Raw genomic sequence first — 20,974 nt, 5'->3', positions numbered from 1 at the left:
CAGTTCCGCGAGCGATCAAGAGCTCCGCCAGGCGGTAGCACCGACGTACAGATACCGAATCTGGCGCTCGAGCATCGTGGCAGCCGCGTCCAGATCGCGCGCCGTGGTCTCGTCGTCGAGTCCGCGCGCGATGACCTCGAGCATCGAGTCGATACCAGCGAGGATGGTGGCCATCAACATGCTCGACAGCATCTCCACGTCACCGACGCTCCACGACCGAATGGGTTCGAACCGGGCCATGTAGGTGGCCAATTGACTGGCGTACAAGCGGATTTCCGACCGGATCTCGCGCCGAAGCACCGAATGACCGGCCGCGCGTTGGCGAGCCAGGAACGCGAGGTGGGCATGGTCCCGCGGGACCACACCGCGAAGTGCCTGCACACCGACGTGAATGGCGCCGCCGGAGGACTCGATGTCGAGATTGGCCATCTCGCCCATGATCTCGCGCAACGTGCGGAACGTCTCGTGAATCACCGCGAGACCGAGATCATCGAGCGACTGGAAGTAGCGGTAGAAAGCCGACGGCGCGACACCCGCCTTGCTGGCGAGCTGCCGCAGGCTCAGCGCGTCGAAGCTGGATCCGCCACCGGTCAGATCCAACGCTGCCGTCATCAGCGCACGGCGGGTGTGCTCGCGGCGCTCCTGCTGCGTCCGGCGTCCGTGCCGATCCCGTCCCCTTCCGGACTCCGTCTCGACAGATAGAGAGCGTCTGTTCTCTGTGTCACCGGTCACGAATCCAACTATAGCTATTGACCTCGGCATATTGAGAACCATATCTTACGGAACATTCGTTCTCTAACTTGAAGGGACAGATCATGGCACGCATCGCGACCCGCCTACCCGGCGAGCGCAACCTGGCGACGGAAGACCGCGACCGGATCGCCGAAATCCGGGGCCAGCTCATCCGCATAGGCAACGACTGGCGCGAGCGCCATCCATTTCTCGCCGCCCACCAGAACGGTGTCGGGATGGCGATCTTCCTGATGTCGATCGCCGGCGTGGTCGTCGACGCCGCGCTCTACGCGGCCGGCATCCTGCCCTGGTACGCGACGATCCTGATCACCGCGTTCTGGCTGTCATTGCTGCACGAACTGGAGCACGATCTCATCCACTCGATGTACTTCCGGCAGAACCGCATGGTGCACAACGCGATGATGTTCGGAGTCTGGTTCTTCCGGCCGAGCACCATCAACCCCTGGATTCGACGAACGCTGCACCTGCACCACCACGAGGTCTCGGGCACCGATTCAGACCTCGAGGAGCGGGGCATCACCAACGGCGAAGGCTGGGGCAGCCACCGGCTGCTCAGCCTGCTCGACTCGATGCTCGGCATCTACAGCAAGCCGCTCCGACAGCGCGCCATCGTCACCGCCTACATCAAGCACGAGGCCCGCTCCCCCGAAGAAGCGCGCCGGCTCACCGCCAAGACGCTCGCTCTGTACTTCCCCCTCGGAACCATCCACTACACGCTGTGGCACCTGTTCATCGGCGTTCACCTCTATGAACTCGTCACCGGCGCCAGCGTTTCCGGCAGCTGGGTGACAGCGTTGGACTTCGCCGCGGTCACGCTGCTGGCACCGAACGCGGTGCGCACGTTCTGCCTGCACTTCGTCAGCTCCAACATGCACTACTACGGCGACGTCGAGAAGCACAACGTCATGCAGCAGACACAGGTATGGACGGCCAAGTGGCTCAAGCCCTTCCACGCCCTGTGCTTCAACTTCGGCGAGACGCATGCCATCCACCACTTCCTGGTCCGCGACCCGTTCTACCTCCGCGAGGCGATCAAGCACGACTGCCAGAAAGTGCTGCGCGACAACGGTGTCCGGTTCAACGACTTCGGCACCTTCGGGCGGGCGAACCGGTTCAGCCTCGCCCCGGCGCACGTCGAGCCCTGACCACACTGCTTCTCCGAACGGAAACACCATGACCGAGACCCAAATCGCCCAGCTGTGGATCTGCGTACGCTGCGGCATGATCTACGATCCTGCCGACGGCGACCCCGACAGCGGGATCGCCCCCGGCACCGCGTTCGAGGACATTCCCGACGACTGGGTATGCCCCGTCTGTGGCGTCAGCAAGGACGAGTTCATCCCCTACGAAGACTGAGCAGCCGTGACGATTTCACGGGTGACCCCAGGCTCTACGCCGTAGCAGCCGCAGTCCGTTGAGGCCGACGATGATCGTCGAACCCTCGTGCCCCGCGACCCCCAACGGCAGGGGCAGCGTGCCGACGAGGTCCCAGACCACCAGTGCGGCAATGAATGTCGCGGCGATGACCAGGTTGGCGATCACCACGCGCCGGGCCCGTCGCGACAGCGCGATCACGGCCGGGATGGTGCGCAGGTCGTCACCGATGACGACGGCGTCCGCGGTCTGCAACGTCAGGTCCGAACCAGCACCACCCATCGCGATGCCCAGGTGCGCAGCCGCCAGCGCGGGCGCGTCGTTGATGCCGTCGCCGACCATGACCAACCGATCACCGTCGGCTTGCAGTTCCCGCACAGCGGCGACCTTGTCGTGCGGCAGCAGACCGGCGCGCACCTCGCCGATACCGGCCTGACGAGCCAATTGCGTTGCCGCAACGACATTGTCACCGGTGAGGAGGACCGGCGCCCGGACGGTCAGCGCGGTGACGGCGGCGACCGCACCCGGGGCGTCGGGACGGAGTCCGTCGGTCATACCGAGGACCGCGATGAGAAGACCATCGACGGTGACGATCACCGCGGTGCACCCGCGCTGCTCCATCGCAGCCACAACATCGGCACTTTCCCTGGGCGGCGAGGACACGGTGACGGTGCGGCCATCGACGGAAGCTCGCACGCCGCGGCCCGGTTCGGCGGCAAAATCGGCCACGCGCGGCACGACCAGACGGCGCGACTTCGCCGCGCGAACGATGGCCGCACCCAGCGGGTGCTCGCTGGAATGTTCGGCCGCCGCGGCGAAAGCCAGCACCTGATCCTCGGTGAAATCACCTGTCAGCAAGCTGATTTCGGCAAGTTCCGGAGTGCCGCGGGTCAACGTTCCGGTCTTGTCGAAAGCCACGCGCGTGGCGGCGCCGAGCTGCTCCATCACCACAGCCGACTTGACCAGCACACCGTGACGTCCGGCATTGGCGATCGCCGCCAGCAGCGGCGGCATCGTGGCCAGCACGACCGCGCACGGGGACGCCACGATCATGAAGGTCATGGCCCGAAGCAGGGCCTCCCGCACAGAGTCTCCCGCCAGCAGTGGCACGACGAATACGGCGAGCGTGACGACGACCATGCCGATCGAGTAGCGCTGCTCGATTTTCTCGATGAACAACTGCGTGCGGGCCTTGGTCTGCGCCGCCTCTTCCACGAGCGCCGCGATGCGCGCCACCACGGAGTCCTCGGCGCGTCGATCCACCTTGATCCGCAGCGCCCCAGTGCCGTTCAGCGTGCCCGCGAAGACCTCGTCTCCGACGCGCTTGTCGGCCGGCAGCGGTTCGCCGGTGATGGTGGCCTGGTCGACCTCACTGGCCCCGCCGATCACCGTGGCGTCGGCGGAGATGCGCTCCCCCGGCCGAACGAGCACCACGTCGCCGACCTCCAGCGCGGCCGCCGGCACCACGCGCTCACCGTCGTCGGACAACCGGGTCGCGGTGTCGGGTGCGAGGTCGAGTAGACCGCGCACAGAGTCCTCGGTGCGCGCGGTGGCCAGCGCCTCCAGCGCGCCGGAGGTCGCGAAGATGACGATCAGCAGGGCACCGTCGGTGACCTGGCCGATCGACGCCGCACCGATCGCAGCGACGACCATCAGCAGGTCCACGTCGAGGGTCTTCGCGCGCAGCGCCCGCAACCCGGCCAGCGCCGGTTCCCAGCCTCCGGCGAGGTAGCAACCCAGGTACGCAGCCCACCAGGCCAACGTCGGCCCACCGGTCAGCTGCGCCGCAAGACCAGCGAGGAACAGCACCAACGCAACTGCCGCCCAGCGCATCTCGGGCAGGTCGAACCATCCGCGGCGCAACCGACCCACTGCCGCATCGGCAGTTGCCGCCCGAACGGCCGCAGTCATCGTCGCCATGACGCGCCTCGCAAACACATGCGTCCGACGTTATCAGAACAAATGAATATGTCTTCATGTGTGTGCCTTAGTACACTACAACGATGGGACATGGTGTCGAGGGGCGTGACCGCCCGACCGGCCGACTAGACGCCGATGCCGCAGCCCAGGTGGCCACCACGCTGCAGGCCCTGGCCACTCCGAGCCGGTTGATGATCCTCACCGAGCTACGCCAAGGCGCGCGTTCCGTCACCGACCTCGCCGACTCGATCGGCCTCGAGCAGTCCCTCGTCTCTCACCAGCTCCGGCTGCTGCGCAATCTCAGACTCGTGACCGGGACGCGGAGCGGCCGCAGCATCGTCTACAGCCTTTACGACAACCACGTCGCGCAACTGCTCGACGAAGCCGTCTATCACAGCGAGCACCTGAGACTGGGGCTCGCGGACCGTACGGGCGACGCCGGCTGAAGCCGGACGGTCTCGTGAGTCGCAGTGCCGTATCGCAAGGAGGGGCAGTGTCCACGACACCCACGAGCACCAACGTCGCGACCTTCGAACGATTCCACTGCAGTTGCAACAGCGGTGACATCGACGACATCGTGAGCACGATCGACGACGTCTTCCACCCCGACGCCGTCGTCCACTCACCGCTCGCGGCAGGTTCCGGGCCGGACACCATGAAACGCATCTGGACCCTGCTTCTCCGAGCCTTCCCCGACATTCACGTCATGGTCGACGACATGGTCGTCGACCATGACAAGATCGCCTCACGACAGACGGTGACCGGGACCCATCTCGGCGAGTACCGGGGATTGGCGCCGACCGGGAAAGCCGTTGTGTACGAAGAGATATTCATCATCCGGTTCGCCGACGGACTGATCGCCGAGGTCTGGGGTGTGGTCGACACGTTGACCCAGCTGCAGCAGCTCGGGGCAGTCGGCCGACTCTAGCGCGCGGGATAGGCGTGGATCAGCGCCGTCGTGAGCTTGGGTACGGCGTGCACCAGATGATGCTCGGCGTCGTGGGCGATCTGGTGGGCCCGCGCCAGGCTCAGTTCAGGGTCGATGTCGAGTTCGACGTCGGCATGCAGTCGGTGACCCATCCAGCGCATGCGCACGCTGTGCACCGACCGCACCCCAGGCTCGGCCGCCAGAGACCGCTCGGCCGTCTCGACGAGTGCGGGGTCGACGCCATCGAGCAAGCGGCGGAACACATCCCGCACCGCGGTACGCAGCACAGCGAGGATCGCCACCGTGATGATCAAGCCGACGATCGGGTCCGCCAGCGGATACCCCAGGGCCACTCCGCCGGCACCGAGCAGCACCGCCAGTGACGTGAACCCGTCCGTGCGCGCATGGACGCCGTCAGCGACCAACGCTGCCGAACCGATCTGACGCCCTACCCGGATGCGGTAGACCGCCACGGTTTCGTTGCCGATGAATCCGGCCAGTCCGGCCAGCGCCACCCACCCCACGTGATCGATGGCCTGCGGATGGATCAACCGCTGCACCGCCTCATAGCCGGCGACGATCGCCGACAGCGTGATCATGCCGACCACGAACAACCCCGCGAGGTCCTCCACCCGGCCGAACCCATACGTGTAGCGGCGGGTGGCGGCTTTGGCGCCCAACGCAAATGCGATCCACAGCGGTACCGCGGTCAGGGCATCGGAGAAGTTGTGAATCGTGTCGGCAGCCAGAGCCACCGACCCCGACGCCACCACGATCGCGATCTGCACCACCGTGGTGAGTCCCAGCACCAGCAGGCTGATCTTCACGGCCCGGATGCCGGCCGCACTCGATTCGAGGGCGCTGTCCAGGCTGTCCGCCGCGTCATGGGAATGGGGCGCGAAAATCCCTCTGACCGCGCCCCAGATGCCATGGGAGTGGCCGTGATCGTGCGGATGGTCATGATCGTGATGGTCGTGATGCCGGTGCCCGCTCATCGTCGGCCGCCGGTGCGCGCGGCGGTGTCGGCAGCCAGGCTCCGAACGCCGGGATCTTGGCGATGGTGGGCCGGCACGCCAGGGCCGGCGTGTTCGGCGTTGTGCACGGCGTCGACCACCAATTGGCGGACGTGCTCGTTTTCCAGGCTGTAGAAGATCGTCGTACCGGCGCGACGGGTCTGAACCAACCGCGCCATCCGCAGCTTCGCCAGATGCTGCGAGACCGACGGGGCGGGCTTGCCGACGCGCTCGGCCAGTTCATTGACCGACAGCTCACACGCACTCAACGCCCACAGCAGTTGGACGCGCGTCTGGTCGGCGAGCATCCGGAAAACTTCCACCACCAGATGCACCTGGTCGTCGGCGAGCGGCGCCGGAACCTGGTTATCTGCATTCATACGCAGATAATAGACCCCAGATCACCGCCCGTCCCCCGAGGCGGCCATCAGCTGCCGCGGTCGACGAGGTCGAACACCTTCACGGCATGCGAAAACGGCTGCGGGGTAACACCTATCGGACCAAACGGATGATCAAGGGTGTAGATGACGTACAGCAGCAGCGACAACAGGACGGCGACTGCTCCGACGAGGACTGCGTGAGCGCGGGCGTTCTCCAACCGCATGAAGCAGGTCAGCAGGATCAACACGGTTCCGCCGAAGATCAGGGCAGACCACAGCAGAGCCGGAATGCGCTGCCGAGCGTTGAGGATGCGCTCGCTGCGATCCGAGGCCAGCACCGTCAGCTCGCTCAGGAACTGCGAATCGATCGGGCTCGCCGCCGCCCCCGCGCTGTGTGTTCCCACGACGCGATAGAGCTCGCTGAGCGCAACGCGGCCGTTGTTGCTGATGTCCGCGAATTCGTCCATGCCCCAAGCGGGTCCCTGGACCGCGGCCGCGTACTTGCGCAGCTCGGCACGCGCCTGCGCCTGCTCGGGTTGCGGCATCGCGACGGTTTGGCGGTACAGCGTCGTCAACGTCGATGCCTCATTGGCGACGTTCGTCTCGGCGCTGAGGAACTGCTGCCAACCGACGACGACCGTGAATCCCAGCAGCGCCCCGTAGACAAGGCCGACGACGGTCAAAAACGGCGACAGGAAAGAGTTCTGTTCGGGGCGCGCATCGCGGGCGATGATGCGTCGCGTCACGAACACACAGCCGACCGCGACGCACACCGCGCCACCGACAACCATCGCCAGCATCAGCCACGCGCCGAACACTCCGAGATCACCCATAGTGAACCAAGCATGCCAACCACGCAGCGGCGTTGCCAAGCAATCTCCGCAAACTACCTGAAGCACGAAACCGCACAACACGACACAGTTGTCCGGCACCTCGGCAACCTACGGGCAAGACCACCCCACCAGCCCGGAATTGCGTTGTCGCAGAAAATGTCGGCGGGGTCAATCTGCCTGCTACAGTCCGGCTGTGTCCGGTGGTCAATCGACCCGGCGCTGGCACTGTGGAAAGGATTACGGCAATGGTCTTCACCAAATCGGTCGCCCAGCGGGCGGTCGTGGCTGCCGCAGGAGCCGCACTGGCCGTTATGGCCGTCGCCCTGCCGATGTCGGGTCAGGCGCTGGCCGCCCCGACGGCCCCCAACTGCACCCCCGCGGACCTGGCCGGCGTGGCTTCGGGCGTCGCCGCCGCCGCCTCCGCGTACCTGTTCACGCATCCGGACGTCAACGACTTCTACGGCAGCCTGCAGGGCAAGCCTCGCGACGAGGTCGCCAACGATGTGCGCACCTTCTTCGACGCAAACCCGCAGGCGCACAATGAACTTCGCGCAATCCGTCAGCCCATGACCGATTTCCGTGAGCGCTGCGGCCTGGCGCAGCCCGACCGGCCGCTGCTGGGCGAATGATGTCCGCCGTCTCGCCGCGCCCCCGTCGCCGGCTGGTCGCCGCCGCACTGGCAGCAGCCGCCGTACCTGGATTGATCGCGGTCATCCCCGCCGGCACCGCCAGTGCCGATGTCTGTTTCGGCGCCGGGCGGCGCATCACGGTCAGCGGATGCACCGACTTCGGCGCCGTGGCACCGTACGCTCCGCCGCCGGCCTACTACGCGCCGCTGCCCGAGGACATGCCGCCACCACCGCCGCCACCGCCCGTCCAGGGCTGCGTCGGCTGGAACGGCCGCTGGGTCAGCGCCAACACCTGCCGCTGAGCCCGAATCCGCCTCGGACCACGCCGGTCAGTACGCCCCTGCGGCGGCCGGCTGGTCCGCGGCGTCGGTGCGGCCGCGCAGGGCCCAGTGCAGGCGTTTGGCCGCGGCCAGCGCACCGCTGGGTGCGTGCGGCTGGCCGTAATGGATGAGCAGCGTGACGCGCCGCTGACCCGAGGCGATCGGCATGTTGGCGTGCAGGCTACGGTAGCCCCAAAACAGGTACACGTCACCGACATTCATGTCGACGACGGTCGGGCCGTGACTGCGGCCGAGGCTCTCCAGGATCCGCTGCCGGAATGTGGCGCTCTGGTGGACGATCTTGTCGAAGATGTTGACCAGCACCGAACGGCGGAACGGCCGCTTGTTGAAGTGGCCCACGAGCTCCCCCGACCGGCCCGGTTCCGCGTCGGGAATGAACAGCGGGACCACCATCGTGACAACGCTGGCGTCGTAGTGGAACCACCAGGCATCGCCGTCGGCGTGTGGCCCGGCGACGATGCGCACCGCGGTGCCGGCCATTTCATGCGCGCGGTCCGGGAACCGCTGGCGCACGACACCGTCGAGAAATGTGCGAACCGAATCGCTCGACATGAATGCGTGAATCGATTCCAGGTGCCCGTCCGGCGGTGACAGGACGAAATGGTCTTTCTCGCCGTACTCCGCCAACCAGCGGTCGATTTCCGCCCGGGAATCAATCACCCAGTCCCATTGCACGGCGTTTGCTACCCGAGCGACGCCGGTCGCGTCCAGCTGATGCGCCACATCGACGGGATCGCACGCGTTCATGTCAAATTCACACATTTGGACGGAAGTGTAGACAACCAGAGAACGTCATTACCACAATTGCTGCGATTTGACATTTGCCCGTAAATGGCCATGCAATTCGACCGCTTCGACAACAATTCTGCAGCGGCGTAAATATTGCGGAATTTCTGCACTTCAAACGCGGGAAGTCGGCCCCTCCCCGCAAGAGAGGGGTCGATCCTTTTACGTCAGGCAGCGGCTTCGTCGCGCGCGGTCCAGCCGAGGCGGCCGCCAGGGGTGTTCTGCAGACAGTTGACGATCCCGATCCAGGGTGCCGCGTCCGGGTCGCCCTACCCGCCGATCCGAGTGAGTCCCAGAACCGGAATTCTGCGGGTGGTCTTTCGCTCATACTGCGCGAAGTTCTCGAAGCGCTTGGCCTGCGTCTCGTAAATGCGATCCCGTTCAGCGCCGTGCAGCTCGCGCACCCGAACCGCGTACTTGTCGCGCCCGATTTCGACCGCCACCCGCTCGGGGTGGGCTGCCGCGTTGTGGTACCAGGCGGAGCTCGTGTCATTGCCGTTGTTGGACGCGAAGACGTAGATCTCGTCGCCGTCAGACTTCTGGTAGGCCATCGGGTTCTGCCGTGGCTGGCCGGACTTGGCGCCGACGGTGTGCAGGATCAGCATGTCGAACTGCGCGAACCAGCCATCGACCGCCCCCGTCTCGCGAATCTGCCTGATCACGTCGTTGTGGAAATCCGTCTCGTCCCCAGAAGCGCTCATGAATCCATGGTGCTGCACTTTGGCGATTTATGTCAATTAGATTGATATGTGCGCTCGCTCACCTCACTGGCCCGGTTGCCAATCGCAGCTGTCGTGGCGTAGGACGGGCGAGTGACCGAAGCAGATCCCGCCGTACACCCCGCCGTGCCGGGGGTGTCGTTATTGGACGAGGCCGGACATGCAGCCACCGTTCTGCCGCGCCACCGCCACGGACTCACCCGCGACGAGGTGCGCCGGTCACAAGAGACCCGGCTGCGAGTGGCCACGGTGGAAGTGGTCGCCGAGAACGGATACGCGGGCGCCAGCGTCCGCCAAATCGCCTCGCGGGCAGGCATTTCCACCAAGACGTTCTACGAGCTGTACCCCGACAAGGAAGCCGCGTTCCTGGCTGCCTACGCGGCGGTGGACCTGGTGGTCGAATGGATGCGTACCGCCGCCGCGCGTGCCACCACAGCGGCTGAGGTGATCGAAGCGGGGACCCGGACGTATTTGGCGACGCTCGCGTCCCAACCCGCGTTCACCCAGAGTCTGGTCATCGAGGCGGTGGCCTCCACGGATCGAATTCGCGCCCGCCGGTCGCAGGGTCTGGCCGATTTCGCCGGGGTCATGGTGCAACATCTGCGGCGCGTCCGGGGTACGGCAGGCCCCGATCCGGCCCCGACCCCGGCCGATCACGCACTCCTCATCGGCGCCCTCGGCGGCGTAAACGAGCTGGTCGTTCAACACCTCGGAGCGGCCTCGGCCGCGACGCTGCTCGACATCGTCGTGCCGGCACGGACCCTGCTCGAACGCATCGCGTTGACGGCCGCCGAACGCTCGACCGACGCGCAGTAATTCCTTTCCGCCGTCACCGCCGTCACCACCCTGACCAGGTACGACGGGGCCGCGGCGCCGCCAGAACTAGGCATCCCCGAAGCTTGCGTGCTAGCGTCCACCCAATTGAGAACACGACCGTTTTCTCAGTCGGCGACGGTCACGCAATGAGGAGTTCGTGGTGCCAACAACCCCTGTCCACAACAGTCAGTTCAACTTCCCGCCGGCCGCGGGCGGAGTCGACACCGAGACGGCTCGCCGCCCGCAGGCCGCTGCCGGGACCGCCGATGATCCGCTGGCCCCCGGATCGCTGGGCCGCCAGGTCGTCGGCCATCCGCTGGTGCTGCTGTACGCCAACGTGCCGGCGCTGATCATGCCCACCCTGCACCCGAAGATCGCCCACGTCCTCAGCGAGAAGGATCGCGCCCTCAACGGCAGCGAGGACCTCCCAACCCTGCAGGCCGCCAGCCGCCGCCTGATCAGCACCTACGAAATGGTGATGGGCATCGTCTTCGCCGGACCGGAAGCCGACGACGTCGCCCACGGCCTGTACGAACTGCACCGTCCGATCTCCGGATCGATGCCCGACGGCAGCTCGTACCACGCGTGGAACAAGGACGTGTGGAACTGGACCTGGGGGTCCATCCTCAAAGGTGGCCTCGACATTGCCGACGAGTTCGGCTTGTTCGCCGACGACGACGAACGTGAGCAGGCGTACCGCGCCCTCAATGCGATCGGCATTCGGTACGGCGTGCGGGGCCTGCCCGAGACCTACGCCGCCTTCTGCGACTACTGGCAGCCCATCGTCGACGACACGCTCGAAGTCAATCCGCAGGTGCAGTTCATCGTCGACCACGCGCTGAATCTCGCGAAGCCCCGCGGCTGGGGACTGGTCCCGACGCCGCTGTGGCGGCTGCTGTCGCTGCCGGTGACGCGCACCATCCGGGTCGGGGTACTCGCCGGCGTCCCGGAGAAGTTCCACGCCGGCCTGGGTCTGCGGACGACCGCCATCGATCGACTGGAGCGCCGCATCCACGCCGCCATCTGGCGCGCCATTCCGATGCCGGTCGCAGGACAGTTCGGTCCCGTCTACTTCGCGCTACGGAGGCGCTTCGGACAGCCCGGCTGGCGCACCCACTACTCCCGGGCGCAACTGGCTGCCAACCGGGCGGCCGCCGAGGCGACAGAACAGGCCTGAGACGGCTCGACACCGGCATGGCACCGCAAGTGCCGTCAAACATGTTCTCCAACAATGTGTTCGGCGGTACCTCGGATCGCCTGGCGACGCACGAGGATGGCAGCGGTCTGCGCGTCGGCCGGTAGAAATGCTTCCAGGCGCAATTCCGACACCGTGACATCGAGCGCGGTGACAAACGTCGCGATCGTTGCGATCAGCCGCACGTCGCCGTCGGGAGACGGCAGGTGCAGTGGCACCGCGAAGCCAAGCGATTCAACTGGCTGACTGCCGGGCGCCGGTACACCGTAGCTTTGCAGTTCCTCGATCAGCGCGTCGATTCGCGGCTGCGGCCCGCGCTCGCGCAGAGCGTGCAGGACGTGGCGCCGCCAATCGTCGAGATTCACGATCCGTGGCGCCATGCCCTCGGGATGCAACGCCACCCGCAACACATTCACCGGCGGCTCGAGCAACCAGCCGGCGACCCCGTCGGTCAGCAGCCCGAACGCGCTGTTGCTGGCGACCAAATCGCCGAAGCCGTCCATAACCAGGGCCGGATACGGCAAGTGGCCGTCGAGAACATGCTGAAGTGCCTCGCGCACCGGTTCGAGCAACGGCGCGTCGGGCGGCGACTCCGGATGTGACGGCGCAAAGCCCGCTGCCGACAGCAGCGCATTGCGCTGCCGCAGCGTGAGTTTCAGCGAGTCGGCCAGACGGCCGACGATGTCGCGCCCTGGCGCTGATCGCCCCTGCTCAAGGAAACTCAGGTGCCGCTGCGTGGTGCCGGCATCGATCGCGAGGTCGATCTGACTGAGCCGACGCAGATTGCGCCACTGGCGCAGCGTCGTACCGAAATCACCGAGCGCGGAAGCGGTCATCCGACCAGTCAACCCAACAGCAGCTCTAGCCGCTATTCCCTGCGGGGAATTGTTGCGCAGCGGCGCGGACACCACGCTCGTGGCATGGATCAGTCAATCCGCGTTGGCGTCATGCCGCCCCTGGCCGCCGAGCCGTGGGTCACCACCGACCTTCGCGAACTTCTCGAGATATCAAGGGCGGTCGAAGAATTGGGGTTCGATTCGTTGTGGGCCAACGATTCGCTGGTGCGTCCGCGGATCGAGGCGCTGACGTTTCTGTCGGCCGCGGCCGCTGTCACCGACCGGATCACGCTGGGCACCGCGGCCTTACAGCCGGTACTCCGGCGGCCCGTACAGATGGCGCAGGTGCTCGCGTCCATCGACCGGCTGTCGGGCGGACGCCTGACGGTGGCGGTGGGCGCAGGCTTTCCTGGCCTGTCCGAGGTGGAGTACGCCGCATCGGAAGTACCGTGGCAGCGGCGATTCGGGCGCCTCGACGACACCGTCGCACTGTGGCGTCAACTGTGGCAAGCCAACGAACCCAGCTCATTTCATGGTGCGGTGCTGCACCTCGACAACATCCCTGCCGGCCTCACGCCGTTCAGCGAGTCCGGCCCACCGGTGTGGCTCGCCGCCGACACCAGCGGCGCCCGGGTTCGCGTCGGCCGCCTGTACGACGGCTGGCTGCCGTATCCGCCGACACCGCCGGCATATCGGTCAGGGCTGGCGGAAGTTCGGGCTGCGGCGCAGAGCGTCGGCCGCGCCGCCGAGGCCGTCACTCCCGCATTGTTCGTCACCGTGCTGATCACCGACGACGCCGACGGCGGCCGGGCGGCGCTGGATCATTTCGCCACCAAGACGTACGGGTTCGGCATCGAGGTCGTCGAGCAGATCCAGGCTTTCGCGACAGGAACGCCTGACGCCGTCGCCGGCCAGTTGGCGACCTTCATCGATGCCGGCGCGCGACATCTGGTCTGCCGGATCGGCCTCCTCGGCCCCGCCGGTTTCACCGAGCAGCTGCGTCGACTGCAGGCAGTGCATGACAGGTTGCGATGAACAGCGCGGCAGGTCAGGTGAGCCAGATACCGCCGGCAGCGGTTCGCCGACTAGCATGAGTCGTCCCTATGCGCCCCCGTAGCTCAGGGGATAGAGCACGGCTCTCCTAAAGCCGGTGTCGCAGGTTCGAATCCTGCCGGGGGCACTCTTCCGCATCGCTGCGTCGAGCGTGGCGCTTGCCGAGATTCCACCTCGCGTGTCGCCTCGTCAGCCGCCACGTTCGACGTAGGGCGCTAGCCCGGTAGGTAGATCAGCCTGGCCAGAACCACCGTGATCACCATGGTCAGCGCCAGCAGGGGCACGCCGACCTTGGCGTAGTCGGAGAACTTGTAGCCGCCAGGCTCCATCACCAGCATGTTCGTCGGCGACGACACGGGCGTCACGAACGCGGCGGAGCAGGCGATGGCGACCGTCATCGCAAAACCCTGCGGCGAGACGTGCAACGCCTGGGCCGCCTCGATCGCGACGGGCGCAATCAGCACGGCGGTCGCCGAGTTCGAGATGAACAGGGCGACCAACGCCGTCACCAGGAACACCACGGCGAGCATGCCGGTCGGGCCGAGAGCGCCGAGAGTGTCGACCAGGTGACGCGCGATCAGGGTCGTCGTCCCGGTCTTGGCCAGCGCCGTGGCCAGCGGCAACATCCCGGCGATCAAGACCAGTGTGTTCCAGCTGATCAGCCGGTAGATGCTGTCGACGCGAACACAGCCCGCACCGACCATGGCGAGCGCCCCGAGCAGTGCCGCATCGGCGCCGGGCAGCCAGCCGAAGGCCATACAGGCCACCATCGCGAGGAGGATGAGCACCGCGGCGCGCGCCCGGCCCGGCGCAACCAACCGCTGCTGATACTCGGCGGGCAGGTTCAACAGGATGAAGTTCCGGCGGGCATCGCTGAGCCGCTCGATGTCGTCCCAGTTGCCACCCACCAACATCGCGTCGCCGAAGTCGAGAGTGCGGCTCGACAGGTCCTCGGTGATGCACTGACCACGGTGCCGGACCGCCAGGACAGTCACGTTGTGGGCGGTGGCCAGATCGAGTTCACCAAGCGTCATGCCGATGGACTTCGACTCGGGCGCCGGCATCACCTCAGCCACCCCGACGTTCTGCAGCACCTCGCGGCGCTCGTCATCGGCGCGCGGACCGGTCACCTGGCACCGCAGGTCTGCCGACACCGCAGCGGTCTGCGGTTCATCGACGAGGGTGAAGACGAGATCGCCTGCCTCGAAAACGGTTTCCGGCCGCGCGGACAGGTACTGCGCCGGGCCACGGACGTGTTTCTCGAAGCCGAGAAGGTCGAGGCCGTAGCGGTCGCGCAGCGGTTGTCGTTGCGCGGCAACCGATTGCCCGACCAGAGGCGAGTCCGGTGAAACGTGCAGCAGATGCCACCGGGGTTTCAAACCGTAGGACGCGATGACGTCGAAGGTCGAGGGCTCCTGGGCATCGGGTGCGCCGGCCTTGTTGCGGCTCAACAGATTACGGCCGACGAGGAGCATGAACGCGACACTCACCGCGAGTGTGACGATGCCGAACGGGGCGAAACCGAAGAAGCCGAGCGTTGGTGTGATCCCGCGCTGGGTGAGGATGCTCTCGATGATGATGTTCGGCGACGACGCGATCGACGTCATCATGCCGCTGATCATCACGGCCACGCACAACGGCATCAGCATGCGCTTGCGGTTCAAACCCGTTGCGGCCGTGACGGTGAGCACCACCGGAATGAGCATCGAGACGATCGCCGACGAGTTCATGACCGAGCCGATGCCGGCGGACAGCACCATGACCAACGCGACGAGCCGCCCCTCACTGCGGCCACCGACCTTGACGACGAATTCACCGAGCCGCTGCGTGATCCCGGTGTTGACCAGTCCCGCACTGACGATGAATATCCCGGCCAACAGAATCACCACCGGCGAGCCGAACCCCGCCAGCGCCTCGGTCGGCGTGAGCACTCCCGCGCTCATCAACGCGACGACCACGAGCACCCCGACGATGTCGGCGCGCGGACGGCCCCACACGAACAGGCCGACCGCGCCGGCCAGGATGCCGACGACGGTCCACATCTGGTGAGTCACTGGAGCGGCAGCACTGTCAATTGGCCGATTTCACGAACCGCAGGTAGCACGCTCCGAATATCAACACGATCCCGACGTTGGCCATCAGCCGGGGCCAAAAGTGGTGCCGAAACAGCAGCACGTCGGCGCCCACAATGACCGCGATCATCGTCACCGCGTAGGCCGCGAGCAACACCTGTCTGCCCATGACTTGTTTCTACTCCGCAATGGCGGATTCCACGGGCGGAACACGGCGCCCTCGCTACTTCTTTCGATGCGCGTGACGCAGGCACGCGGCGGTCTGCAGCATCGCGTTCAACCGTCGAAAAACTACGCGTTGTTCAGGAATTTCCGCAGCCGTACAGTCAATCTGGCAACCACATTTCTGGAGGTCCAGACATGCCTGTGGATGAAGACAAGCTCAACGAATTTCTCGGCCGGGCGATCGGCGACATGGGCGCGGCGATCAGCGCGGGCCTCGTCCTGATCGGCGACCGGCTCGGGCTCTATAAGGCCTTGGCCGCCGAACCGCTCACCTCCGCCCAGCTGGCCGAGAAGACCGGCACGGTGGAGCGTTACGTCCGCGAGTGGCTCGCCAACCAGGCCGCCGGCTGCTACGTCCAGTACGACGCGGCCGACAACACCTGGTCACTGACCCCGGAACAGGCCGCCTGCCTGGCCGACCCGAACGGACCCGTCGACATCCCCGGCGCCTACAACATCGTCGAGGCGGTGTTCCACGTCCTCGATCGCACCACCGCCAACTTCAGAACCGGCGGCGGTCTCGAGTGGGGCGAGCATCATCCGTGCCTGTTCGCCGGCACCGAGCGGTTCTTCCGCGCCGGCTACAACGCCGAACTCGTCGGTTCCTGGCTACCGGCCCTGGACGGCGCGGTCGAGCGCATGGAGTCGGGGGCCAAGGTCGCGGACGTCGGCTGCGGCCACGGTGCCAGCACCATCCTGATGGCCAAGACGTACCCGAACTCGACGTTCATCGGCTACGACTACCACCCCGAGTCGATACATGTCGCCGCCGAACGGGCCGCGGAAGCGGGGGTGACGAATGCGCTCTTCGAAGTCGCCGACGCAACCAGCTATGCCGATAACGGTTTCGACCTGATCGCCTTCTTCGACTGTCTGCACGATATGGGCGATCCGGTCGGCGCGATGCGGCACACCCGATCGGCACTCAAGGACGACGGCATGGCGATGATCGTCGAGCCGTTCGCCGGAGATCGGGTGCAGGACAACATGAATCCGATCGGCCGCATGATGTACGGCGCCTCATCGCAGATCTGCGTGCCGGTGTCGCTCGCCCGCAACGGCCCGGCGCTCGGCGCGCAGGCCGGTGAGGCCAGGTTGCGCGACGTCGTCGTCGACAAGAGCGGCTTCACCCGGTTCCGGCGCGCCACCGAGACGCCCTTCAACCTCGTCTTCGAAGCCCGGCCGTAACGGCGCTCAGGGGAGGAGGATGTAGCTCATCCCCGGGATGTGCTGGGTGTCGCGGGTCCACCAGGCGAACGGCCCGCCGTGGGACTCGTTGTTCATCTCGGTGATGTTGATCCACCGGCCGGAGACCGAATTCACCCATGCCACATGGCCGTACTGGCTCACCCCTGGCAGTTCTGCCGGGTATACCGCGATGGACCGGGCCTGCGGTTCGTCCACGACCGTCCAGCCACGGGACCGCGCGGCGTCAGCCCAGACCCTGGCATTGCCGTGGATGTCCGGGTAGTAGCCCACGTTCTGGAAGGCCATCTGCAGCGCACCCCACGTGCACTGACCCGGCCCGCCGGAGTTGGCGGCCTGGATCGCCCCCATGGTCCGGGCGGGACCGGCGTACTGCTGGCCAACGGGCTGACCGGTCTGCTGACCGTAGGACATCGGGTCGACATACGACGCCGAATCGGCGTTGCTCGCGGGCGCCGTCATGATCCCACCGGCGGCGATCAACGCGGCCGCGAGCATGCCACCCGCATACGACTTGAAGCTCATTGCGTACATCCGTCCCCCCGATCAAGCGAACGAACCGATGCTTTGATCAAATCACAATTCGGTCACGATTAGACACGAATTCAAAAACATCGCTTGGCAAACTGTCAAGTTTTGCTCAAGAGATGCTGATCACCGGCTCGCGGGAAGTTACCGGCTCAGCCGGAATTGCAGGTTGTTGCGCACAGCGGGCCATTCGATGTCGAGGATTGAATACACCACGGTGTCGCGGCGAGAGCCGTCACTGAGCAACTGATGCGAGCGCAGCACTCCGTCGAGCTTGGCTCCGAGTCGCTCAATTGCCGCGCGACTCGCCGAGTTGAAGAAGTGGGTGCGGAACTCCACTGCTATACAGTCGAGCGCTTCAAACGCGTGCCCCAGCAGCAGCAGCTTGGCTTCGGTGTTCACCCCGGTCCGCCGGACGGACTCCGCATACCAGGTGGCGCCGATCTCCAGACGCCGGTTGGGGCCGTCCACGTTGAGGTAGCTGGACGACCCGATGAGCCGGCCGTCGAGCGCGCGCACGACGAACGTCAGCCCGCTATCGGGGCGCTGTGCCGCCAATCGGGTTTGCACCCACTCCCCCGCCGTCGACGGGGACGGGGCGGACGTGAACCAGAGCCGGCCCGGGTCCCCATCTGCGGCAGCGTCGGCGATCTCCGGGATGTGGTCGACCGTGAGCGGTTCCAGCGTCACCCACCGTCGCCCCGTCAGCACAACGGGTTCGACGAAACCCATCACACCCGCCAGGCGACGACGGCGGCCAGCACCGACAGCACGATCGCCAGCACGGCCGCCACCAGGCCGACATACAGCCCGTACGACGCGGCGACCGGGCCGTGCACGTACAGCACGTGATACCAGACGCCGAGCGCCGTCAGCCCGGCCGAAAGCACCAGGGCCACAACGGAAGCGATGCGCGAGGACAGTTTGCGTGCGGCCATCGTGGCCGCCACCAGCAGGCACGAGGACAGCAGCACCATCAGCTGCCCGACACCGAAACCCGGTGGCGGAACGGTGATATGACCGACCTTGCCGCCGATGGCGTTCGCGTGCCCCGCCGGGCTCGACAGCCACGGCAACCAGGCACTGACCAAGAGCACCAACGCGCACAGTGCCACGATCCAGGCGGGTCGCAACCGTTCCATGACATGAGCGTATCGACCATCCGGCAGGCCGACACAGCTGATCAGCCGTAGCCTCAAGTGCCATGACCGATCTCCCCGACTGGGCGCGGCAGCTCGAGCTGTCGCCGCATCCGGAAGGCGGCTGGTACCGCGAGACCTGGCGCAGTGACCTGACCATCCCGCAGTCCGTGCTACCCGCGCAGTACTCCGGCCCACGCAGCGCCGGGACCGCGATCCTGTTCCTGCTGATGCCCGGGCAGCAGTCCGCCTGGCACACCGTGCACAGCGCCGAACTGTGGCTGTTCCATCGCGGCAGCCCCCTGCTGCTCGAGATCGGGCCGGAGCAGGCGACCGCGGACACCGTGCTGCTCGGGGCGGACATCGCGGCGGGCGAACAGCCACAGGCGCTCGTCCCGCCGGGGCATTGGCAACGGGCGCTGGCTCGGCCCGGGCGAGCGGAGGGACGGGGAAACAGCGCAGTCGACGAGCCGACTCTCGTCAGCTGTGTCGTGGTGCCCGGCTTCGACTTCGCCGACTTCGCGCTGGCCGGTCAGTAGGGCACATGCAGGGGCACGTCATCGTCTGCGGCACCGACGCGCTGGCCAACCGGATCACCGAGGGGCTGCAAGCGGCAGGCGCCACCGTCGTGACGATCCACGAACCCGCCGGCCTCAAGGCGGCCATCGTCACCAGCGCCGCCGCCATCGTGTGCGCCGGGGACGACGACGCCGTCAACCTCGAAATCTCCTTGTTGGCAAGGGAGCTCAACCCCACGGTCCGGGTGGTGACGCGGCTGGCCAACAGCGTGCTGCGCGCCGCGGTGGCGCAGGACAACGGTCCGGGTGCGGTGCTCGACGTCGCCGACCTGGCCGCGCCCTCGGTCGTCGAGGCCTGCCTGGCCCGCACCACCCACACCATCTCGGTGGCCGGCGTGGACTACGTCATCTCCGGCACCGACGCCCCACGCGACGCGACGTTGCGGGAGATGTTCGGCGACCTGGCGCCCGTCGCCGTCGTCCGCGGCGAGCACTCGGAACACCCCGGCGAGGTGACACCGTGTCCCGGCAGGGATTTCGAGGTCCGCGCCGGCGACTGGACCGCGATGATCGGCACCGCCGACGAATTGGCGGAGGCCGGCATCACGGTGCCACGTCCGTTGACCAGCCGCACCCACCGGCCGTGGCCGCGGCGCGTGATCGACGCGCTGCGCGTGACGCGTGACGACATCAACCCCATTTTCTGGTGGGCCCTCGGCACGTCGATGTCCCTGTTGCTCGGGTCGACGGTGCTGCTGCGCTTCGCCTATCACAACCCGGCCGGCATGAGCTGGATCGATGCGCTGTATTTCTCCACCGAGACCATCGCAACCGTCGGCTACGGCGACTTCAGTTTCATGCATCAACCAACCTGGTTGCGGCTGTGGGGTATCGGGCTCATGTTCGCCGGTGTGACGACCACCGCGATCCTGGTCGCGTTCGTCGCCGACGCGCTGCTGTCGCGCCGTCTCGGTAATTCGTCGGGGCGTCGGCGGGTGCAGCATCTGCGCAACCACGTCGTCGTGGTGGGCCTCGGCTCGTTCGGCATCCGGGTCGTCAGCGACCTGACCGCGGCCGGGTACGACGTCGCCGTCATCGAACGCGACGAGTCCAACCGGTTCCTCGCGCAGGCCGCCCAGTTGGACGTCCCGGTGATCTTCGGCGACGCGACCCTGCGGCAGACGCTGGAGCTCGCCCGGCTCGACCGGGCCCGCGCCATCGCGGTGCTGACCCAGGACGACATGGTCAACATCGAGACCGGCATCGTGCTGCGCGAGATGCTCAGTCCGCGGCTGCTGCCGAACATCGACCGGCCCGACGTCCCACTGGTGTTGCGGATCTACGACCGCACGCTCGGCGCCGCGGTGGCGCAGCGCTTCGGCTTTGCGCACGTGCGATCGACGGTCGAGCTGGCGGCGCCGTGGTTTGTCGGCGCGGCGATGGGTTTACAGGTGCAGGGCACGTTCTCGGTGGGCCAGCAGTCGTTCACGGTGGGCGGCGTGCACGTCGACGCGGGCAGTGCGCTCGACGGCATGCGGATGGCGGAAGTGCCGACGCAGGTCCGGGTCATCGCCATCACCCGGGCGGGCACCACACTGCGACGACCGCGGCGCGACACCCAACTCTGCGCGGGCGACACCGCGTATCTGGTCGGCCCGTACCGGGAACTGATCGAGACCCTGCTGACCGGCCAGCGGGCGGCGTAGCTCA

25 protein-coding genes and 1 tRNA gene are annotated in these 20,974 nt (G+C 66.7%); 13 read left to right on the top strand and 13 right to left on the bottom strand.

What is annotated here, in order from left to right; genetic code table 11:
• Positions 1-15: 15 nt before the first annotated feature.
• Positions 16-732 carry a TetR family transcriptional regulator gene (locus ACWW1C_RS03725; RefSeq protein WP_455982187.1) on the bottom strand — a complete coding sequence of 239 codons (717 nt, stop codon included), beginning with the start codon at positions 730-732 and terminating at the stop codon, positions 16-18.
• A gap of 83 nt (positions 733-815) precedes the next feature.
• Here ACWW1C_RS03725 and ACWW1C_RS03720 point away from each other — a divergent pair, with 83 nt between their 5' ends.
• Together ACWW1C_RS03720 and rd are read left to right on the top strand one after the other, a co-directional pair.
• A complete protein-coding gene (locus ACWW1C_RS03720) occupies positions 816-1,898 on the top strand; it encodes a fatty acid desaturase (protein WP_455982186.1) in 1,083 nt (360 codons plus the stop codon).
• A gap of 28 nt (positions 1,899-1,926) precedes the next feature.
• Positions 1,927-2,109, top strand: coding sequence for a rubredoxin (gene rd / locus ACWW1C_RS03715; RefSeq protein ID WP_455982185.1), 183 nt, complete (start codon positions 1,927-1,929; stop codon positions 2,107-2,109).
• 15 nt (positions 2,110-2,124) lie between these two features.
• Here rd and ACWW1C_RS03710 read toward each other — a convergent pair whose 3' ends face one another.
• The gene (locus ACWW1C_RS03710; RefSeq protein WP_455984129.1) at positions 2,125-4,038 is read right to left on the bottom strand and encodes a heavy metal translocating P-type ATPase; all 1,914 of its coding nucleotides are present in this window, start codon (positions 4,036-4,038) and stop codon (positions 2,125-2,127) included.
• 92 nt (positions 4,039-4,130) lie between these two features.
• Between ACWW1C_RS03710 and ACWW1C_RS03705 the strand changes: the two genes are divergently transcribed.
• Positions 4,131-4,493, top strand: a complete 363-nt coding sequence (locus ACWW1C_RS03705) for an ArsR/SmtB family transcription factor (protein ID WP_455982184.1) — start codon at positions 4,131-4,133, stop codon at positions 4,491-4,493.
• 47 nt (positions 4,494-4,540) lie between these two features.
• Entirely contained in the window at positions 4,541-4,975 is a 435-nt protein-coding gene (locus tag ACWW1C_RS03700) for an ester cyclase (RefSeq protein WP_455982183.1), read from the top strand.
• Here the strand turns inward: ACWW1C_RS03700 and ACWW1C_RS03695 are convergent.
• From ACWW1C_RS03695 to ACWW1C_RS03685, 3 genes are read right to left on the bottom strand one after another with little or no spacing between them, the layout of a single operon-like run.
• Positions 4,972-5,970 carry a cation diffusion facilitator family transporter gene (locus tag ACWW1C_RS03695; protein ID WP_455982182.1) on the bottom strand — a complete coding sequence of 333 codons (999 nt, stop codon included), beginning with the start codon at positions 5,968-5,970 and terminating at the stop codon, positions 4,972-4,974. The genes ACWW1C_RS03700 and ACWW1C_RS03695 overlap by 4 nt on opposite strands.
• On the bottom strand, positions 5,967-6,368 hold the full coding sequence (locus tag ACWW1C_RS03690) for an ArsR/SmtB family transcription factor (RefSeq protein ID WP_455982181.1): 402 nt from the start codon (positions 6,366-6,368) through the stop codon (positions 5,967-5,969). The genes ACWW1C_RS03695 and ACWW1C_RS03690 overlap by 4 nt, the downstream gene beginning before the upstream one ends.
• Before the next feature lie 47 nt (positions 6,369-6,415).
• Complete coding sequence (locus ACWW1C_RS03685) at positions 6,416-7,201, bottom strand: bestrophin-like domain (RefSeq protein WP_455982180.1); 786 nt, start codon at positions 7,199-7,201, stop codon at positions 6,416-6,418.
• A gap of 245 nt (positions 7,202-7,446) precedes the next feature.
• Between ACWW1C_RS03685 and ACWW1C_RS03680 the strand changes: the two genes are divergently transcribed.
• The gene (locus ACWW1C_RS03680) at positions 7,447-7,830 is read left to right on the top strand and encodes a heme-binding protein (RefSeq protein ID WP_455982179.1); all 384 of its coding nucleotides are present in this window, start codon (positions 7,447-7,449) and stop codon (positions 7,828-7,830) included.
• On the top strand, positions 7,830-8,132 hold the full coding sequence (locus ACWW1C_RS03675) for a hypothetical protein (RefSeq protein WP_455984128.1): 303 nt from the start codon (positions 7,830-7,832) through the stop codon (positions 8,130-8,132). The genes ACWW1C_RS03680 and ACWW1C_RS03675 overlap by 1 nt, the downstream gene beginning before the upstream one ends.
• Before the next feature lie 27 nt (positions 8,133-8,159).
• Here the strand turns inward: ACWW1C_RS03675 and ACWW1C_RS03670 are convergent, their stop codons facing one another.
• Positions 8,160-8,933: a hypothetical protein gene (locus ACWW1C_RS03670; protein ID WP_455982178.1), complete on the bottom strand. Its 774-nt coding sequence runs from the start codon at positions 8,931-8,933 to the stop codon at positions 8,160-8,162.
• A gap of 293 nt (positions 8,934-9,226) precedes the next feature.
• Positions 9,227-9,658 carry a nitroreductase/quinone reductase family protein gene (locus tag ACWW1C_RS03665; RefSeq protein WP_455982177.1) on the bottom strand — a complete coding sequence of 144 codons (432 nt, stop codon included), beginning with the start codon at positions 9,656-9,658 and terminating at the stop codon, positions 9,227-9,229.
• Positions 9,659-9,769: 111 nt separating this feature from the next.
• Here ACWW1C_RS03665 and ACWW1C_RS03660 point away from each other — a divergent pair, with 111 nt between their 5' ends.
• Positions 9,770-10,492, top strand: coding sequence for a TetR/AcrR family transcriptional regulator (locus ACWW1C_RS03660; RefSeq protein WP_455982176.1), 723 nt, complete (start codon positions 9,770-9,772; stop codon positions 10,490-10,492).
• Positions 10,493-10,652: 160 nt separating this feature from the next.
• Positions 10,653-11,669, top strand: a complete 1,017-nt coding sequence (locus ACWW1C_RS03655; protein ID WP_455982175.1) for an oxygenase MpaB family protein — start codon at positions 10,653-10,655, stop codon at positions 11,667-11,669.
• 35 nt (positions 11,670-11,704) lie between these two features.
• Here the strand turns inward: ACWW1C_RS03655 and ACWW1C_RS03650 are convergent, their stop codons facing one another.
• Positions 11,705-12,595, bottom strand: coding sequence for a helix-turn-helix domain-containing protein (locus ACWW1C_RS03650; RefSeq protein ID WP_455982174.1), 891 nt, complete (start codon positions 12,593-12,595; stop codon positions 11,705-11,707).
• 12 nt (positions 12,596-12,607) lie between these two features.
• Here ACWW1C_RS03650 and ACWW1C_RS03645 point away from each other — a divergent pair, with 12 nt between their 5' ends.
• Positions 12,608-13,558: an LLM class flavin-dependent oxidoreductase gene (locus tag ACWW1C_RS03645; RefSeq protein ID WP_455982173.1), complete on the top strand. Its 951-nt coding sequence runs from the start codon at positions 12,608-12,610 to the stop codon at positions 13,556-13,558.
• 72 nt (positions 13,559-13,630) lie between these two features.
• A tRNA-Arg gene (locus ACWW1C_RS03640) sits at positions 13,631-13,703 on the top strand.
• An 88-nt stretch (positions 13,704-13,791) separates the two neighbouring features.
• Here the strand turns inward: ACWW1C_RS03640 and ACWW1C_RS03635 are convergent.
• Both ACWW1C_RS03635 and ACWW1C_RS03630 read right to left on the bottom strand, forming a co-directional pair.
• Positions 13,792-15,630: an SLC13 family permease gene (locus ACWW1C_RS03635; RefSeq protein ID WP_455982172.1), complete on the bottom strand. Its 1,839-nt coding sequence runs from the start codon at positions 15,628-15,630 to the stop codon at positions 13,792-13,794.
• 16 nt (positions 15,631-15,646) lie between these two features.
• Positions 15,647-15,817, bottom strand: coding sequence for a hypothetical protein (locus tag ACWW1C_RS03630; protein WP_455982171.1), 171 nt, complete (start codon positions 15,815-15,817; stop codon positions 15,647-15,649).
• 191 nt (positions 15,818-16,008) lie between these two features.
• Here ACWW1C_RS03630 and ACWW1C_RS03625 point away from each other — a divergent pair, with 191 nt between their 5' ends.
• Entirely contained in the window at positions 16,009-17,061 is a 1,053-nt protein-coding gene (locus tag ACWW1C_RS03625; protein ID WP_455982170.1) for a class I SAM-dependent methyltransferase, read from the top strand.
• A gap of 6 nt (positions 17,062-17,067) precedes the next feature.
• On the opposite strand, the gene ACWW1C_RS03620 is transcribed toward ACWW1C_RS03625, so the two are convergent.
• The 3 genes from ACWW1C_RS03620 to ACWW1C_RS03610 form a co-directional block, all read right to left on the bottom strand.
• Positions 17,068-17,604 carry a CHAP domain-containing protein gene (locus ACWW1C_RS03620; protein WP_455982169.1) on the bottom strand — a complete coding sequence of 179 codons (537 nt, stop codon included), beginning with the start codon at positions 17,602-17,604 and terminating at the stop codon, positions 17,068-17,070.
• A gap of 147 nt (positions 17,605-17,751) precedes the next feature.
• Positions 17,752-18,342 carry a GNAT family N-acetyltransferase gene (locus ACWW1C_RS03615; protein ID WP_455982168.1) on the bottom strand — a complete coding sequence of 197 codons (591 nt, stop codon included), beginning with the start codon at positions 18,340-18,342 and terminating at the stop codon, positions 17,752-17,754.
• The gene (locus ACWW1C_RS03610; RefSeq protein WP_455982167.1) at positions 18,339-18,749 is read right to left on the bottom strand and encodes a hypothetical protein; all 411 of its coding nucleotides are present in this window, start codon (positions 18,747-18,749) and stop codon (positions 18,339-18,341) included. Before ACWW1C_RS03610 ends, ACWW1C_RS03615 begins: the two co-directional genes overlap by 4 nt.
• Before the next feature lie 62 nt (positions 18,750-18,811).
• Here ACWW1C_RS03610 and ACWW1C_RS03605 point away from each other — a divergent pair, with 62 nt between their 5' ends.
• Together ACWW1C_RS03605 and ACWW1C_RS03600 are read left to right on the top strand one after the other, a co-directional pair.
• Positions 18,812-19,285 (top strand): cupin domain-containing protein, encoded by a 474-nt coding sequence (locus tag ACWW1C_RS03605; RefSeq protein ID WP_455982166.1) that lies wholly within the window; start codon positions 18,812-18,814, stop codon positions 19,283-19,285.
• Positions 19,286-19,290: 5 nt separating this feature from the next.
• The gene (locus tag ACWW1C_RS03600; protein WP_455982165.1) at positions 19,291-20,970 is read left to right on the top strand and encodes an NAD-binding protein; all 1,680 of its coding nucleotides are present in this window, start codon (positions 19,291-19,293) and stop codon (positions 20,968-20,970) included.
• Positions 20,971-20,974 lie beyond the last annotated feature (4 nt).

Source organism: Mycobacterium sp. HM-7 (assembly GCF_053852335.1).
The sequence above is the reverse complement of the archived record's forward strand: the minus strand, read 5'-3'. Positions and strand labels throughout refer to the sequence as shown.

Bases quoted from the DNA above. Each gene is read 5' to 3' on its own strand.
- ACWW1C_RS03665 (WP_455982177.1), bottom strand. From the start codon at position 9,658: ATGAGCGCTTCTGGGGACGAGACGGATTTCCACAACGACGTGATCAGG.
- ACWW1C_RS03610 (WP_455982167.1), bottom strand. From the start codon at position 18,749: ATGGAACGGTTGCGACCCGCCTGGATCGTGGCACTGTGCGCGTTGGTG.
- ACWW1C_RS03680 (WP_455982179.1), top strand. From the start codon at position 7,447: ATGGTCTTCACCAAATCGGTCGCCCAGCGGGCGGTCGTGGCTGCCGCA.
- ACWW1C_RS03710 (WP_455984129.1), bottom strand. From the start codon at position 4,038: ATGACTGCGGCCGTTCGGGCGGCAACTGCCGATGCGGCAGTGGGTCGG.
- ACWW1C_RS03630 (WP_455982171.1), bottom strand. From the start codon at position 15,817: ATGGGCAGACAGGTGTTGCTCGCGGCCTACGCGGTGACGATGATCGCG.
- ACWW1C_RS03670 (WP_455982178.1), bottom strand. From the start codon at position 8,933: ATGTGTGAATTTGACATGAACGCGTGCGATCCCGTCGATGTGGCGCAT.
- ACWW1C_RS03690 (WP_455982181.1), bottom strand. From the start codon at position 6,368: ATGAATGCAGATAACCAGGTTCCGGCGCCGCTCGCCGACGACCAGGTG.
- ACWW1C_RS03600 (WP_455982165.1), top strand. From the start codon at position 19,291: ATGCAGGGGCACGTCATCGTCTGCGGCACCGACGCGCTGGCCAACCGG.
- ACWW1C_RS03645 (WP_455982173.1), top strand. From the start codon at position 12,608: ATGGATCAGTCAATCCGCGTTGGCGTCATGCCGCCCCTGGCCGCCGAG.
- ACWW1C_RS03675 (WP_455984128.1), top strand. From the start codon at position 7,830: ATGTCCGCCGTCTCGCCGCGCCCCCGTCGCCGGCTGGTCGCCGCCGCA.
- ACWW1C_RS03605 (WP_455982166.1), top strand. From the start codon at position 18,812: ATGACCGATCTCCCCGACTGGGCGCGGCAGCTCGAGCTGTCGCCGCAT.
- ACWW1C_RS03695 (WP_455982182.1), bottom strand. From the start codon at position 5,970: ATGAGCGGGCACCGGCATCACGACCATCACGATCATGACCATCCGCAC.
- ACWW1C_RS03705 (WP_455982184.1), top strand. From the start codon at position 4,131: ATGGGACATGGTGTCGAGGGGCGTGACCGCCCGACCGGCCGACTAGAC.
- ACWW1C_RS03625 (WP_455982170.1), top strand. From the start codon at position 16,009: ATGCCTGTGGATGAAGACAAGCTCAACGAATTTCTCGGCCGGGCGATC.
- ACWW1C_RS03620 (WP_455982169.1), bottom strand. From the start codon at position 17,604: ATGAGCTTCAAGTCGTATGCGGGTGGCATGCTCGCGGCCGCGTTGATC.
- ACWW1C_RS03720 (WP_455982186.1), top strand. From the start codon at position 816: ATGGCACGCATCGCGACCCGCCTACCCGGCGAGCGCAACCTGGCGACG.
- ACWW1C_RS03685 (WP_455982180.1), bottom strand. From the start codon at position 7,201: ATGGGTGATCTCGGAGTGTTCGGCGCGTGGCTGATGCTGGCGATGGTT.
- rd (WP_455982185.1), top strand. From the start codon at position 1,927: ATGACCGAGACCCAAATCGCCCAGCTGTGGATCTGCGTACGCTGCGGC.